At 59.3% G+C, this 15,250-nt stretch carries 16 protein-coding genes; 13 read left to right on the forward strand and 3 right to left on the reverse strand.

Annotated elements, in window-relative coordinates:
• The first annotated feature begins 149 nt into the window (after positions 1-149).
• Positions 150-533: a VOC family protein gene (locus BS627_RS03990; RefSeq protein ID WP_077982013.1), complete on the forward strand. Its 384-nt coding sequence runs from the start codon at positions 150-152 to the stop codon at positions 531-533.
• 73 nt (positions 534-606) lie between these two features.
• Here BS627_RS03990 and BS627_RS03995 read toward each other — a convergent pair whose 3' ends face one another.
• Both BS627_RS03995 and BS627_RS04000 read right to left on the reverse strand, forming a co-directional pair.
• A complete protein-coding gene (locus BS627_RS03995) occupies positions 607-1,233 on the reverse strand; it encodes a glutathione S-transferase family protein (protein ID WP_077982014.1) in 627 nt (208 codons plus the stop codon).
• 434 nt (positions 1,234-1,667) lie between these two features.
• Positions 1,668-2,882: an NADP-dependent isocitrate dehydrogenase gene (locus BS627_RS04000; protein WP_077982015.1), complete on the reverse strand. Its 1,215-nt coding sequence runs from the start codon at positions 2,880-2,882 to the stop codon at positions 1,668-1,670.
• A 214-nt stretch (positions 2,883-3,096) separates the two neighbouring features.
• On the opposite strand from BS627_RS04000, the gene BS627_RS04005 reads away from it, so the two are divergent.
• From BS627_RS04005 to BS627_RS04035, 7 genes are all read left to right on the forward strand, one after another.
• On the forward strand, positions 3,097-3,630 hold the full coding sequence (locus BS627_RS04005; protein ID WP_162520292.1) for a hypothetical protein: 534 nt from the start codon (positions 3,097-3,099) through the stop codon (positions 3,628-3,630).
• Between the two features lie 139 nt (positions 3,631-3,769).
• Entirely contained in the window at positions 3,770-4,603 is an 834-nt protein-coding gene (locus BS627_RS04010) for an RNA methyltransferase (protein ID WP_077982016.1), read from the forward strand.
• A complete protein-coding gene (murI, locus tag BS627_RS04015; RefSeq protein ID WP_077982017.1) occupies positions 4,587-5,408 on the forward strand; it encodes a glutamate racemase in 822 nt (273 codons plus the stop codon). The genes BS627_RS04010 and murI overlap by 17 nt, the downstream gene beginning before the upstream one ends.
• 378 nt (positions 5,409-5,786) lie before the next feature.
• A complete protein-coding gene (locus BS627_RS04020; RefSeq protein ID WP_077982018.1) occupies positions 5,787-6,026 on the forward strand; it encodes a hypothetical protein in 240 nt (79 codons plus the stop codon).
• Positions 6,027-6,195: 169 nt separating this feature from the next.
• On the forward strand, positions 6,196-6,831 hold the full coding sequence (locus tag BS627_RS04025) for a LysE family translocator (RefSeq protein WP_077982019.1): 636 nt from the start codon (positions 6,196-6,198) through the stop codon (positions 6,829-6,831).
• 37 nt (positions 6,832-6,868) lie between these two features.
• The gene (locus BS627_RS04030) at positions 6,869-7,762 is read left to right on the forward strand and encodes an EamA family transporter (RefSeq protein WP_077982020.1); all 894 of its coding nucleotides are present in this window, start codon (positions 6,869-6,871) and stop codon (positions 7,760-7,762) included.
• Between the two features lie 122 nt (positions 7,763-7,884).
• Positions 7,885-9,402, forward strand: a complete 1,518-nt coding sequence (locus tag BS627_RS04035; protein WP_165691122.1) for a helicase HerA domain-containing protein — start codon at positions 7,885-7,887, stop codon at positions 9,400-9,402.
• A 39-nt stretch (positions 9,403-9,441) separates the two neighbouring features.
• Here BS627_RS04035 and BS627_RS04040 read toward each other — a convergent pair whose 3' ends face one another.
• On the reverse strand, positions 9,442-10,425 hold the full coding sequence (locus tag BS627_RS04040) for a TerC family protein (RefSeq protein ID WP_077982022.1): 984 nt from the start codon (positions 10,423-10,425) through the stop codon (positions 9,442-9,444).
• Between the two features lie 450 nt (positions 10,426-10,875).
• Here BS627_RS04040 and rpsD point away from each other — a divergent pair, with 450 nt between their 5' ends.
• From rpsD to BS627_RS04065, 5 genes are all read left to right on the forward strand, one after another.
• Positions 10,876-11,493, forward strand: a complete 618-nt coding sequence (gene rpsD, locus BS627_RS04045; RefSeq protein ID WP_004442465.1) for a 30S ribosomal protein S4 — start codon at positions 10,876-10,878, stop codon at positions 11,491-11,493.
• Positions 11,494-11,562: 69 nt separating this feature from the next.
• A complete protein-coding gene (locus tag BS627_RS04050) occupies positions 11,563-12,492 on the forward strand; it encodes a glutaminase (RefSeq protein ID WP_077982023.1) in 930 nt (309 codons plus the stop codon).
• 61 nt (positions 12,493-12,553) lie between these two features.
• Positions 12,554-13,480: a tRNA 2-thiocytidine(32) synthetase TtcA gene (gene ttcA, locus BS627_RS04055; protein ID WP_165691123.1), complete on the forward strand. Its 927-nt coding sequence runs from the start codon at positions 12,554-12,556 to the stop codon at positions 13,478-13,480.
• 16 nt (positions 13,481-13,496) lie between these two features.
• The gene (locus BS627_RS04060) at positions 13,497-14,324 is read left to right on the forward strand and encodes an inositol monophosphatase family protein (protein ID WP_077982024.1); all 828 of its coding nucleotides are present in this window, start codon (positions 13,497-13,499) and stop codon (positions 14,322-14,324) included.
• 29 nt (positions 14,325-14,353) lie between these two features.
• Positions 14,354-15,178: an inositol monophosphatase family protein gene (locus BS627_RS04065; protein ID WP_077982025.1), complete on the forward strand. Its 825-nt coding sequence runs from the start codon at positions 14,354-14,356 to the stop codon at positions 15,176-15,178.
• Positions 15,179-15,250 lie beyond the last annotated feature (72 nt).

Consider the following 15,250-nt stretch of genomic DNA (forward strand, 5'->3'; position numbering starts at 1 on the left):
AAAAGACCACAACAAAACGTCATCATCCCGAAAAAGAAAAAACCCGCCGAAAATATCGACGGGTTTGTCAGCGGTCTGAAGGCGGGGCTTTTACCCCGCCTTTTTTAATTCTAGGCTGAGGCTCGCGAGCACGGAAGACGGGGAAGGTAATGCGCTTTGTAAATCCCATCCCTTTTGCGCGCGACATAGACCGCTCCAGAGCGTTTTATCGCGACCGGCTCGGCCTCAAAATATTGCAGGATTTCGGAAGTTTCGTTCTCTTTGAGGGCGGCTTCGCCATCCATGAGGGACGCTCGCTCGAGGAGACTGTCTGGCAGATAACGTCAGGCACGGAAGAGCCCTATGGCAGGCGAAACCTGCTGCTTTACTTTGAGCATGAAGATGTGGATGCGGCTTTTCGGAATATCGCGCCGTATGTGGAGCTCATCCATCCCGTTCAGAAACAGGCCTGGGGACAGAGGGTATTCCGCTTTTATGATCCGGACGGGCATGCAATCGAGATCGGAGAGCCACTCCGCCTGTCCGACGTATAGACCCGCCGCGAAGATCGACCCTGTGGGTGATTTTCGGACGGGCCATGGTTTGTTTTTGGCGAAACAGGGGCGATTATCCCGTCGCCTGCAAGTCCTTCGCTGCCTCTTCGTCAAGCTGGGCGGCGCGCTTGAAGGCCGGTCGGTCAGTGAGATGCGCCATGTATTCCAGAAACGCCGGGCGTTTTTCGATCGTGCCGAAATGCAGCCCCCAACCGACATGCGCGCCGACATAGACATCCGCGGCGGTAAAGAGATCACCGGCGATGAAGCGGTTTTCACTGACCGCGCGTTCGAGCGTATTCATCACATCCGCATAGCTGCCGCAGCCGGCCATGCGCAACTTCTCCTTGGACACTTCAAAACCCATGGCCTTCATGCTTGCCGCCATTTCCAGGGGGCCGGCGGCGAAAAACATCCAGCGGTAATAAAGGCCGCGCGCCTTCGGCGTCGGGGCAAGGTTTGCGCCCGGAAAGGCGTCAGCCAGATAAGCGCAGATCGCCGCCGCCTCGGTGACGATGGTATCGCCGTGCTTGATCGCCGGCACCTTCGCCATCGGGTTTATCAGCCGGTAGGCGGGCGATTTCATCGAGGTTTCGAAACCAAGTATTTCGGTCTTATAGGGAACGCCCACTTCCTCGAGCATCCATCGCGCAATGCGCCCGCGCGACATGGGATTGGTGTAGAAGATCAGTTCACTCATGCTTTTGCCTCCCCAAGCAAAATCGTCGAAGCATCGTGTAAAACCCAACAGAATTTCATGCCTGCGCTTCGCATTTTATGTCCGCAACATCCCTCGCATGTTCCCTGGGGCCGCATGGATGTTACGGTGACTGTGCCGGGCAAGTTATGTGCAAGTAGATGCTGTTTATCTTAGTTTTATTGTTGTGCTGGCCCTAAGCACGCGGAATCAAATTTTGCGCCTAGTGCAACGGCTAATCAAGGTGCCGTGAACAAAAAAGAAACCTGGTATTGCGCCGGACTTCTTTCTCCTATTTCGGCGCCTCTGGCACTCGATGATGTTTGTTCGCTATCTAGTTGTCCATTTCGTTTCTACTGGACTGACGTTTCTTCTATACCGTGCAAATAAAAAACCCGGCGCTGAGGCCGGGTTTTGAAGTCTCGGGGAAAGCAGGCTTAAGCCGCCATCGCCTTCTTGAGGTTTTCGTCGATCTTGTCGAGGAAAGCGGTGGTGGAAAGCCAGGGCTGGTCCGGTCCGATGAGCAGCGCCAGGTCCTTGGTCATGAAGCCGCTTTCGACGGTATCGACGCAGACGGTTTCGAGCGTTGCCGCGAACTTTGCCAGTTCCGCATTGTCGTCCAGCTTGGCGCGGTGGGCGAGGCCACGGGTCCAGGCGAAGATCGAAGCGATCGAGTTGGTGGAGGTTTCCTGACCCTTCTGGTGCTGGCGGTAGTGGCGCGTGACCGTGCCGTGCGCAGCTTCGGCTTCGACCGTGCGGCCATCGGGCGACAGCAGAACCGAGGTCATCAGGCCGAGCGAGCCGAAGCCCTGCGCGACCGTGTCGGACTGAACGTCGCCGTCATAGTTCTTGCAGGCCCAGATGTAGCCGCCGGACCACTTCAGCGCGGAAGCGACCATGTCGTCGATGAGGCGGTGCTCATAGGTGATGCCGGCTTCGTCGAACTGCGCCTTGAACTCGGTCTGGTACACTTCCTCGAAGATATCCTTGAAGCGGCCGTCATAGGCCTTGAGGATGGTGTTCTTCGTGGAGAGGTAAACCGGCCACTTGCGCATCAGGCCATAGTTCATGGAGGCGCGGGCGAATTCGCGGATGGATTCATCGAGGTTGTACATGGCCAGTGCCACGCCGGCGCTCGGGGCGTCGAAGACGTCTTTTTCGATGACCTGGCCGTCTTCACCGACGAACTTGATGGTCAGCTTGCCCTTGCCGGGGAACTTGAAATCGGTTGCCTTGTACTGGTCGCCGAAAGCGTGACGGCCGACGACGATCGGCTTCGTCCAGCCGGGAACGAGGCGCGGAACGTTCTTGCAGATGATCGGCTCGCGGAAGATGACGCCGCCCAGAATGTTGCGGATGGTGCCGTTCGGGCTCTTCCACATCTGCTTCAGGCCGAATTCCTCGACGCGCTGCTCATCGGGGGTGATGGTGGCGCATTTGATGCCGACGCCATGCTTCTTGATGGCGTGTGCCGCATCGACCGTGACCTGGTCGTTGGTGGCGTCGCGGTTTTCAACCGAGAGATCGTAATATTCGATGTCGAGATCGAGGTAAGGCAGGATCAGCTTGTCCTTGATCAGCTGCCAGATGATACGGGTCATTTCGTCGCCGTCGAGATCGACGACCGGATTGGCTACCTTGATCTTTGCCATGAATTCCTCACCTTCGAAGCTGTGGCGCCGGATGGCGCCGGTATCCGGAAAAATATCCGGTGCGGCTATAGCATCGCGCGCGCCTGAGGCAAAGCCATTGGGGGCGCTTTTTTGGCGCAGCGCAATAACGCTTTACGCATTGCCAAACCATAACGCCGGAATACAGTCAGGCGAATCGCTTCGCCCGTCTCTGGGCCTCTACCGGGATAACACCATGCGGAAAATTCTGCTTCTGACTGCCGCCGTCCTCTTTTCCCACAGCGCGCTCGCTGCCGGGCCGGCCGATCCCGTTCAGAAGGTGATGGATATCACCGTGAAGAACTGGTCCGGCGATGCGGAAAACTGGAAATACATTTTCGACGAGGACATGCTGACCAGCCTGTTCAGCAAGGATTTCGTCGCGCAATATCGCGAAGCGTCCAAAAAGCCGGCTTACGAGGCCGAAAGCGGTGAGACCGGCGATCCCTTCGGTTACGATGTCGTGACGAACTCGCAGGATGGCTGCCCGCTGGCCGATGTTTCCGTGACGCCGGGCGCGGTCAAGGACGGCGTGACGGACGTGACGGCGAAATTCAAGCTCTGGGCTTGCATGGATGAGGCGGAGATGAAGGCGACGGTTGACGAAGTTCATTTCGATGTCGTCGAGGAAGACGGCCGCCCTGTCATCAGCGATATTCACCGGGTTGGCGATGAGGGCAGGGATTCGCTGCGCGAAGAGATGGCAACGATCATCAAGGGAGAGCAATAAGGGGCGTCTTTGCCAGCGGGGCGGGTCCGGGCTTTCTCCGCGCCGGCTTTGATTTTGGCGTCGATCTGTGCCAGTGAAGCGCGCTTTAGCGCGTCGGGCTGAAAATCGATGCGACGCTTCAACAAACGGACAAAAGACGATGGCAGGCACAAACAGCGATCTCGAACTTGTGGCGGAAGGCCCGGCGATCATTCTTGTCGAACCGCAGCTTGGCGAAAATATCGGCATGGTGGCGCGGGCTATGGCCAATTTCGGCCTGGCCGAATTGCGGCTGGTCAATCCGCGTGACGGCTGGCCGAGCGAGAAGGCGCGCGCCGCGGCCTCCAAGGCCGATCACGTCATTGACGGCACCAAGGTGTTCGAGACGCTGGAAGAGGCGATCAAGGATCTGAATTTCGTTTATGCCACAACGGCGCGCGAGCGTTACGGGTTCAAGCCGGTGCGTGCGCCCGTTACTGCCGCCGATACGCTCAGGGCAAAATTCAAGGCCGGCGAAAAGACAGGCATCCTGTTCGGGCGCGAGCGCTGGGGGCTGACGAACGAGGAAGTGGCGCTGGCCGACGAGATCGTGACCTTCCCGGTCAATCCCGCCTTCGCCTCGCTGAACATCGCGCAGGCCGTGCTTTTGATGTCCTATGAATGGATGAAGTCAGGCATGGACGATCTGGGCGAGACGCTGTTCCAGTCCGTCGAGCAGCGGCCTTCGACCAAGGAGCAGGTTTTCGGCCTGTTCGAACATATCGAGGAAGCGCTGGATGCGCGCGGTTATTTTCATCCGGCTGAAAAAAAACCGAAAATGGTCGACAATCTGCGCGCCGTGCTGTCGCGACGCGGTTTTTCCGAGCAGGAGATCAGCGTTTTCCGCGGCGTGATCAATTCGCTCGACCGTTTCCCGCGGCAATGGCCGAAGAAGACGGGCCGGGCTGCAGGGCCGTCGGTTGAGGGAGCAGGGGAGAATGCTGAAGACGAGTGAGGCGGCGGCCGATGTGATGAAACCGGTGCTGGTGTTCGATTCCGGCATTGGCGGGCTGACGGTTCTGCGCGAGGCGCGGGTGCTGATGCCCGAGCGCGGCTTCATCTATGTGGCTGACGATGCGGGTTTTCCCTATGGCGGCTGGGAAGAGGAGGCGCTGAAAGCCCGTATTCTCTCGCTCTTCGAGACGCTGCTGCAGGATTACAGCCCGGAAGTCTGCATCATCGCCTGCAACACCGCTTTTACGCTTGCGGGCGCCGATCTTCGCGCCCGGTTTCCGGACATGACCTTCGTCGGCACCGTTCCCGCCATCAAGCCGGCGGCGGAGCGGACCCGCTCCGGCCTCGTTTCCGTGCTGGCGACGCCCGGCACCGTCAAGCGCGCCTATACGCGCGATCTCATCCAGTCCTTCGCCACGCAATGCCATGTTCGTCTTGTGGGGTCGGAAAATCTGGCGCGCATGGCGGAAAGCTGGATCAGAGGTGAACCCGTGCCCGACGAGGCGGTGCTGGCCGAAATCGAACCTTGCTTCATCGACAGCGATGGCAAGCGTACCGATATCGTCGTTCTCGCCTGCACGCATTACCCCTTCATGGCCAATGTGTTCCGCCGGCTGGCGCCATGGCCGGTGGACTGGCTGGATCCCGCCGAGGCGATTGCGAGGCGGGCCCGCCATCTGGTGCCGCTGCCACAGGATGCGGAGCATCCCGACGGTTTCGACTTTGCCGTCTTCACGTCAGGCAAGCCGGATTTCGCCACGCGGCGGCTAATGCAGGGTTTCGGTCTCAGCGTTTCCGCTACCTGATCACCTGTTGCATTTTTGCATCGCCACTATTCGTCTTTTGCAATTCGAGATTGCGACCTCTTGTCGCGTCTGTTTTCCTGTGTAAGATGTATTTTGTCTGTAACCGCACTAAATGGAGGCGTGGAATGAGCAATGACATGAATATGCGCCTTAATGGCATTTCGGGCCTCCTTGGCGTGATTGTCGGCGGTTATGTGGTGCGAGGCATCTCCCTCCGATAAGGCTTATGGCCTGATTCTCCTGCCGTTTGGCATTTTCACTTCGTCCGACATGTGACTTGCGCGTCCGCGTGGCATGCGTGCTGCGTCCGTCGTTTCGTCCTGTCGTTTTCCATCGATAGAGGACCTGGCCGCTTTGCCGCGCCGGGATGGATTTCCCATGCAAAATGATCAACCATTGGTAGCATATGCGCTGCCGGATGCGGTGGACCGTCTGTTCGTCACATTCGGCGTCTGGAAGACCCTGAAGACGGTCGTCTTCGCGGCTGTCGTGCCACGCGCGCCGCCGACCGATCCTGCCGATCTGCCAGAGCGCCTTCTGGCCGATATCGGCCTTGACCCGTCGCGGGTGAAGCGGCGGCGGGATTGGGAGGTTCCTTACTGGGCGCCCCGGTTTTGATTGGCAAAGGCCTCTCCGGCAAAGAAATGTCGGGGAGGCTTCGTCGTCGAATTACGCCCGCTGGCAAACCACGAAATGCAGGCGGCCGCGGCGCGATCTGCGAAAAATCCTGCTTGATGCGGAGTTTTTTCCGTGGCTTGCTCCCCCAATATGAGACAGGAGACTCATCATGCCGATAGAAAACTGGCTGGCCTTCGTGGCCGCATCTGCCATCATGCTCGCCATTCCGGGACCGACGATCCTTTTGGTGATTTCTTATGCGCTGGGCCACGGCCGCAAGGCCAGCACGGCGACGGTGACGGGTGTGGCGCTCGGCGATTTCACCGCCATGACGGCCTCGATGCTGGGACTTGGCGCGCTGCTTGCCACGTCGGCTGCACTTTTCACCGGTCTGAAATGGATCGGTGCGGCTTACCTCATCTATCTCGGCATCAAGCTGTGGCGTTCGCCGGTTGGTGACGCGGCGGAAAACACGGGCGTGACGGGACGCGAAAAGCCGCTCAAAATCTTCCTGCACGCCTATATCGTCACGGCCTTGAACCCGAAGAGCATCGTGTTTTTCGTGGCCTTCCTGCCGCAGTTTCTGGTGCCGACATTACCCTTCTGGCCGCAGGTGCTGATTTTTGAAGTCACATTCCTGGTGCTTGCTACTGTCAATGCAGCGCTTTATGGACTTCTGGCAAGCGCCGCTCGTAATACGATCCGCAAGCCGAAGGTTCAGCGTATCGTCAACCGTACGGGCGGCGGTCTCCTTGTTGGCGCCGGTCTCATTGCCTTTGGCTGGAAGAGGGCGGTCGCGCCGTAAGGCACATCTCGATCGCCTGAAATTCGGACATAACAAAATGGCATTGCCGCATATATTTCTCGCCCTGATCACCGTGTTTTTGTGGGGCTTCAACTTCGTTGCCATCAAGATCGGGGTTACGGACATGCCGCCCCTGTTTCTGACGGGGGTGCGTTATCTTGTTGCGGCGGTGCCCCTGGTGTTCTTCCTGCCGAAACCCAATGTGCCGTGGCGACATATGGTCGTTTACGGCATGGCGATGGGTTTCGTGCAATTCGGCCTGCTCTATCCCGCCATCAAGCTCGGCCTGCCGGCCGGTCTTGCGTCGCTGGTCATGCAGTCGCAGGCTTTCTTCACGCTGGCGCTTGCCGTGGTGTTTCTGGGCGAACGGCCGTTGCCGTCGCAGATTCTTGGCGCACTCATCGCTTTTGGCGGGCTGGCGGTCATCGGTGTGGAGCGCATGACGGCGGCAGGGTTGGTGCCGCTTCTGATGGGCGTCGGTTCCGCGATTGCGTGGGCCTGCGGTAACATCGTCAATCGCCGCATCGGGCAGGTCAATGCGGTGTCCTTCATTGCCTGGACCAGCCTTGTGCCCGTTCTGCCGCTGATCCTGCTTTCACTGGTCGTGGAAGGGCCGGAAGCGATTGCCGAAGGAGTGATCAATGCGACGCCGACCATGGCTCTCGTGGTGATCTATATGGCCTATGGTGCAACCATCGTCGGCGCGGGCATCTGGAGTTATCTGCTTCTGCGGTATCCCGCCGGAACGGTGGCGCCGTTTTCGCTGCTGGTGCCTGTTGTCGGGTTCATCAGCGCCTATCTGGCTTTTGCAGAACACATCACCGTTTTCGAAATCATCGGTGCGGCGCTGGTCATTCTCGGGCTGGCACTTAACGTCTTCGGTCGGCGCATCGGCATTGCACGCTTCTGGGTCAGGTCTCCGCAGGGCTGAGCGTGAATTGCCTGTGCATTATCGGCACGGATGAGACGCAAGAGCCGATTTTTTGGTAAAGAGCATGTTCGGCCGTCCTTCAGGGAATCGGTCGGGTGAGATGCAGCACGAGGAATGGAACATTGCAGGTCGGTATCGACATGGGGACCCTATCGGGCGGGCAGCAGGCCAAGCTCGATATCGAGGAATTGCTTGCGACGCGTTTGCTGGTGCAGGGCAATTCCGGTTCCGGCAAGTCGCATCTGCTGCGGCGGCTGCTGGAGCAATCGGCGCCATGGGTGCAACAGGTCATCATCGATCCCGAGGGCGATTTCGTCACGCTTTCCGACAGGTTCGGCCATGTAGTGGTCGATGGCGAGCGCACGGAAGCCGAGCTGGCCGGTATTGCCAACCGCATCCGCCAGCACCGTGTCTCCTGCGTGCTGACGCTGGAAGGGTTGGATATCGAGCAACAGATGCGGGCCGCCGCCGCCTTCCTCAACGGCCTGTTCGATGCGGACCGTGAATTCTGGTATCCCGTACTTGTCGTGGTAGACGAGGCGCAGATGTTTGCGCCCTCCGTCGCCGGCGAGGTGACTGAGGATGCGCGCAAGGCGTCGCTTGGCGCCATGACCAATCTGATGTGCCGCGGCCGTAAACGCGGTCTTGCGGGCGTCATCGCCACGCAGCGCCTTGCCAAGCTTGCCAAGAACGTCGCGGCGGAAGCCTCGAACTTCCTGATGGGCCGAACCTTCCTCGATATCGACATGGCGCGTGCCGCCGATCTGCTCGGCATGGACCGTCGCCAGGCGGAAATGTTCCGTGATCTCCAGCGTGGCAATTTCGTGGCGCTCGGGCCGGCGCTGTCGCGCCGTCCGCTGCCAATCGTCATCGGGGCGGTGGAAACCTCGGCGCGGTCCTCTTCACCGAAGCTGATGCCGCTACCGGATGCCCCGCAGGATGTCGAAGACCTTATCTTCACGCCTGATCCGGAAGAGTTCACGCGCGCAGCCGTGCGCCGTACACCCCCCGCACCGCGCCCGACCACCGATATTCTGGCAGAGCTTTCCCGCTCCACGCCCGCTGCCGTTGGCCCTTCATCGGAGCAGTCGCAGCGTGCAGGCCAGCCGGAGATGACACCGGAGGAGCGCGAGGAAAAGATCGGGGCGGTTCTCGTCGAAATTCTCGATGATCCGCAATCGGCCTATCGCACGGATGCCGTGCTTTATCAGGATTTTCTGGTTCGCGCCCGCATGCGCCGCATTCCCGGCACGCCGATGACGCTTCCCGAATTCCGCCGACAGGTGGCGATTGCCCGCTCCGGCGTGGATGCGGCGATGGCGGCAAGCGAAGGCTGGCAAAAGGCACTGGAGCTTTCGACCTCGGTTTCCGATGACCTGCAGGGTGTTTTCCTGCTTCTGGTCAAGGCGGCGCTTGGTGAAGAGCCTTGCCCCTCAGACGCCCGTATTGCCCGCGCCTATGGCACCCATTCCGCCCGCCGTGCCCGCCGTCTTCTCGGTTATTTCGAGGAGAAGGAGCTTGTGGTGGTGCATGCCGATTTCTCGGGCAAGCGCATCGTGGCGTTTCCCGATCTCGACGCGAAGACCGCACCCGGCGATGCGGATGCGGCTGAGGATGATAAGAGGCTTGCGGCTGAGTGAGGTTGCGGCAGGTTTCCCTGCCGCTTGCCGTTGGAAGCCTTACTCGATGGCCTTTTCTTCCTTCCGCGTCGCGATCAGCGAACCGATAATGCCGGTTGCGAGGATGGCGACGGTGACGCCGAGAGAGACGGCGGGCGGGATCTTGGCGATGCCAAGCATGTCCGCCACGAAAATCTTCGAACCGACAAAGACCAGAACCGCAGCCAGCGCATATTTCAGATAAGCGAAGCGGTGGATCAGGGCGGCGAGTGCGAAATAGAGCGCGCGCAGGCCGAGGATCGCGAAGATGTTCGAGGTATAGACGATAAACGGATCGGTGGTGATCGCGAAGATTGCCGGGATCGAATCGACCGCGAAGATGAGGTCGGCGATTTCGACCATGATGAGCGCCAGGAAGAGCGGCGTTACGAAGGTCTTGAGCTTGCCGGTGGCCTCATCGGTTTCCTTGACGAAGAATTTCTCGCCATGCAGCCTGTTTGTCACCGGAAGGTGGCTGCGCAGGAATTTCAGGATGCGGTTATTGCCGATATCCGATTCATCATGGTCGGACGAAAACAGCATCTTGAGGCCGGTGAAGACGAGGAAGGCCGCGAAGAGATAAAGCACCCAGTGGAAGTTTTCGACGATGGCCGCGCCGCCTGCAATCATGATGCCGCGCAGAACGATCACGCCGAGGATGCCCCAGAGCAGCACGCGGTGCTGATATTGGCGGGGAATGGCGAAATAGGAGAAGATCATGGCAATGATGAAGATATTGTCCATCGCCAGGCTTTTTTCGACAACGAAGCCGGTGACATATTCCATCGCCGACTGTTCGCCGGATTGATACCAGATCCAGCCGCCAAAGGCCAAGCCGATGACGATATAAAAGCCCGACATCAGCAGGCTTTCACGAACGCCGATTTCCTTGGAGTTCTTGTGCAGCACGCCGAGATCGAGTGCGAGCAGGCCAAGCACGAGAGAAATAAAGACAGCCCACATCCATGTGGGGGTGCCGAGAAAATCCGATAGAAGAAAGTCCATCAGTCAACCTTTAGCCGGACGAGGTTGGCTTTACGGATGGGGAACGTGCGTCAAAAATATACGTGGCCCCAACCTTAACAAACTCGACATCACGTGTTGTCCGGTAACACGCCAGAGGGGCCCGAGTTCTGATCACGACGAAGAGATGGGTGGGCACTGTCGCTTTTCAAGAGGAGACTTCATAAAAAAGCGAAAGGGCTTGTTTGACAAAACCGTGAAAGCTCTGTAGAAGCCGCCCCAACGCCGGGCAGTGATGTCCGGTGTGTTTTGTTGACTGCCCTGCAGTTTAAGAACTGACGTTCGGCGGTCAATATCACCGACATGTCCCGTGGTTTCTCCATTTGCATGTGAGAAGCCTGTCAGAGGCCCTGAAACGGGCCTCAGAGGAGGGCGTGTTTCCTTAAACCGGTCTGGCAACAGATCGGTATAACCTTTTGAGAAGGAAATACGATGAGCAAGCGCGAATCGGCTAAGTATAAAATTGACCGCCGCATGGGCGAAAACATCTGGGGCCGTCCGAAGTCCCCGGTTAACCGCCGCGAATACGGCCCGGGCCAGCACGGCCAGCGCCGCAAGGGCAAGATGAGCGACTTCGGCACGCAGCTGCGCGCCAAGCAGAAGCTCAAGGGCTATTATGGCGAACTGCGCGAAAAGCAGTTCCGCGCCACTTTCGACGAAGCAAACCGTCGCAAGGGTGACACTTCCGAAAACCTGATCGGCCTGCTCGAGTCGCGTCTGGACGCCATCGTCTACCGCGCCAAGTTCGTTCCGACCGTTTTCGCATCGCGCCAGTTCATCAACCATGGCCACGTCACGGTTAACGGCGTTCGCGTCAACATCGGTTCCTACCGCTGCAAGCCGGGCGACGTCATCGAAGTTCGCCAGAAGTCCAAGCAGCTGGTTACGGTTCTCGAAGCCGTTCAGCTCGCAGAGCGCGACGTTCCGGACTACATCGAAGTTGATCACAACAAGATGGTTGCGACCTATGCTCGCGTTCCTTCGCTCTCCGACGTTCCGTACCCGGTCGTCATGGAACCGCATCTGGTCGTCGAATTCTACTCGCGTTAATCGACGCGTTTCAGTATTCAGAAAGCCGCCCTTCGGGGCGGCTTTTTTGTTGGTTGGGGAAGGCTTTGCATGCAAGACATTCAGGGTATCGTCGATTCCATCTATGACAGCATGCTGCCGAGATTGGGTGAGGGGAAGGTTGCGGATTACATTCCCGAACTCGCCAAGGTCGATCCCAACCAGTTCGGCATTGCCATCACCACTGTCGATGGAACCACCTATACGGCCGGCAATGCGCTAACGCCGTTTTCGATCCAGAGCATTTCCAAGGTCTTCATGCTGACGCTGGCGCTCGGCAAGGCCGGTGAGACGGTGTGGAACCGGGTAGGGCGCGAGCCTTCAGGCTCTTCCTTCAACTCCATCGTCCAGCTGGAGCACGAGCACGGAATCCCACGCAATCCCTTCGTCAATGCCGGCGCCATCGTGGTGACCGATATCGTGCTTGCCGGCCACCAGCCGCGCGAGGCTATCGGCGAGCTTCTGCGTTTCGTTCGTTACCTCGCGGATGACGATACGATCAGCATTGACGACACGGTGGCGAAATCCGAGCAGGCGACGGGGTTCCGCAATTTTGCGCTCGCCAATTTCATGCGCTCCTTCGGCAATCTGCACCATCCCGTGGAATATACGCTCGGCGTTTATTTCCACCAGTGCGCGCTTTCCATGACCTGCGCTCAGCTGTCCCGCGCCGGGCTGTTTCTTGCCAATCGTGGCCGCAACCCGCTGACGGGGCATACAGTTGTGTCGGACCGGCGGGCGCGGCGTATCAATGCGCTGATGCTGACCTGCGGCCATTATGACGGATCGGGCGATTTCGCCTATCATGTCGGCCTGCCGGGCAAGAGCGGTGTCGGCGGCGGCATCATGGCGGTGGCGCCGGGCAAGGCTTCGATCGCCGTCTGGTCGCCGGGTCTCAACAAGGTCGGAAACTCGGCGCTCGGGTCACAGGCGCTGGAATTGCTGGCAACGAAAACCGGCTGGTCGGTATTCGGGGCTTGATCTTGCCGGCGGATGGGGGCATTGCCTGCATGAAGAACGGCAGTCGTGCCGGAGCGAGCGGATGATGAACATTCTCACCAGGATCGATGACATCGCGGAGAAGGTCGGGGCAGATCAGGAACCGCCGGAAGAGAGCGGTAACTCGCACCCGCTGTTCGACAACGCGCCGCGCTCGGTCTCGTTCAACAAGCTGCGCAAGCGGCTGCTGCGCAACGTCCGCCAGGCCTTTGAAGATTTCGGCATGCTGAAGGGCCAGAAGCGCTGGCTGGTCGGCCTTTCCGGCGGCAAGGACAGTTACGGTCTTCTGGCGCTGCTGCTCGATCTCAAATGGCGCGGCCTTTTGCCGGTGGAACTGGTCGCCTGCAATCTCGATCAGGGCCAGCCGAATTTTCCAAAGCATGTCCTGCCGGAATATCTGGCGAAGATCGGTGTGCCCCATCGCATCGAATATCGTGACACCTATTCCGTGGTGAAGGAAAAGGTGCCGTCCGGCGGCACCTACTGTTCGCTCTGTTCGCGGCTCAGGCGCGGCAATCTCTACCGCATCGCGCGGGAGGAGGGCTGCGACGCGCTGCTGCTCGGCCATCACCGCGAGGATATTCTCGAAACCTTCTTCATGAACTTCTTCCATGGCGGCCGTCTGGCCGGCATGCCGGCGAAGCTTTTGAATGATGAGGGCGACCTGATGGTCATGCGCCCGCTCGCCTATTGCGCCGAGGAAGATATGGCGAAATTCGCGGCGGCGATGGAATTCCCGATCATTCCCTGCGACCTCTGCGGCTCGCAGGACGGGCTTCAGCGCAATGCCATGAAGGAGATGCTGGCCGACATCGAGCGGCGTATGCCGGGCCGCAAGGACGTGATGCTGAGGGCGCTTGCCCATGTCAATCCGTCGCATCTGCTCGATCCCAAGCTTTTTGATTTTTCGGCGCTTTCTGTCACCGGGGCGTCACCTGAAGAGCGTAGGGAGGCCAACTCCCCCTTATGAAGAAGTGCCCCGCCCGATGACCCTTTCCGACAAAGATATCGATTTTCTTATTTCCACCGTTGCCGCTGCCGGCGCAAATGAAATTCTTCCCCGCTTCCGAAACCTGAGCGCCGGTGCGATCTCCGAAAAGACCTCGGCCGTCGATCTGGTCACCGAGGCCGATGTTCTGGCGGAAAAGGCGATCACCGCTGCTCTCCTTCAGCGATTTCCGAAGGCCCATATCGTCGGCGAAGAGGCCTATGAGGCGGACCAATCCGTCATTCCAGCCCTTGCCGATGCGCCGCTTGCCTTCGTGATCGATCCCATCGACGGCACTTTCAATTACGCTTCCGGTTTTCCCGCTTTCGGCACGCTGCTTGCGGTCACCGTCAAGGGCGAGACGGTGGCGGGCATCATCCACGATCCCGTGATGGGCGATACCATCGTTGCCCTGAAAGGCGAGGGCGCGTTTCTCAACCGCAGGAACGGTTCGCAGGCGAAGCTCAGTGTTGCCGATCCCGCGCCATTGTCCGATATGGTCGGCATCTTTTCCTGGGGCCACAGCCATCAGGATCGCCGGCCGGTGATTGCCGCCAATATGGCCAAGATCAAGATGGCACTGTCGCTCAACTGCTCGGCACATGAATATTGGCTCGCCTCGGCCGGCAAGCTGCATTTCATCGGCCATGAAAAGCTGATGCCGTGGGATCATCTCGCCGGCGTGCTCATTCATCAAGAGGCGGGTGGCTACACGGCCCGTTTCGACAATACGCCCTATCGGCCGGGACAAACGGAGGGCGGCATCCTATCCGCCCCCGACAAGGAAAGCTGGAAGATGCTGCGACGGGAAATCGTCGCCTTATAACATCACGCCCAAATAGAAGGATATCGCCCATGGCTCTCGAACTCGACATCGCCTCTCTTGCCAATGCGCTTCAGGAGGCGGCGGCAGTGGAAATCTTACCAAGGTTCCGCAATCTGGGCGAAGGCGATGTACGGATGAAGACCGAGGCGATAGACCTCGTCACAGAGGGCGACGAGGCCGCCGAGCGGTTGATCCGCGCCCGCGTTCAGGAGATCATGCCTGACGCCCTGTTCATCGGTGAAGAGGCGGTGGCGGCGGATGCCTCGCTGCTCGGCAAGCTTGCCGATGCCGATCTGGCTGTGGTGGTCGATCCCATCGACGGCACCTATAATTTCGCTTCCGGCCTGCCGCTCTTCGGCGTGATGATGAGCGTCATTTCCAAGGGCGAGACCGTTGCGGGGCTGATCTTCGACCCCATGGGCAACGACTGGGCGATTGCCGAAAAGGGCTCCGGCGCATGGCTGTGCAGCGCCGATGGTTCGCAGACGCAGATGTCGGTCGTGCCGGCGCCGGAACTGTCGCAGATGGTCGGCATCGCCAATACCGGCTATTTCGAGGTGGAAACACGGCGCAAGATCCTGATGAATCTGGCGGATGTGCGGCTCTTCACCAGCTACCGTTGTGCTGCGCACGAATATCGCCTGTTCTGCGGCGGCCACATGCATTTCCTGATGTACAACAAGCTGATGCCCTGGGACCATCTGGCCGGCACGCTGCTGTCGCAGGAAGCGGGCGCCTATGCGGCGCGCCTCGACGGCTCGCCCTATCTGCCAAGCCATGTGGATGGCGGGCTGCTGCTTGCGCCTGACCAGCAGACATGGGAGCTGCTGCGGGAGAAGATTTTTACGGTTTGAGGTGGCGTGACAAGGTTGCGGCTTGATGGTGGACATCATCTACCTCACCTCTGTCATCCTCGCCCTTGAGGC

Origin of the sequence: Agrobacterium salinitolerans (assembly GCF_002008225.1) — a bacterium.
Classification (GTDB): Bacteria; Pseudomonadota; Alphaproteobacteria; order Rhizobiales; family Rhizobiaceae; genus Agrobacterium; species Agrobacterium salinitolerans.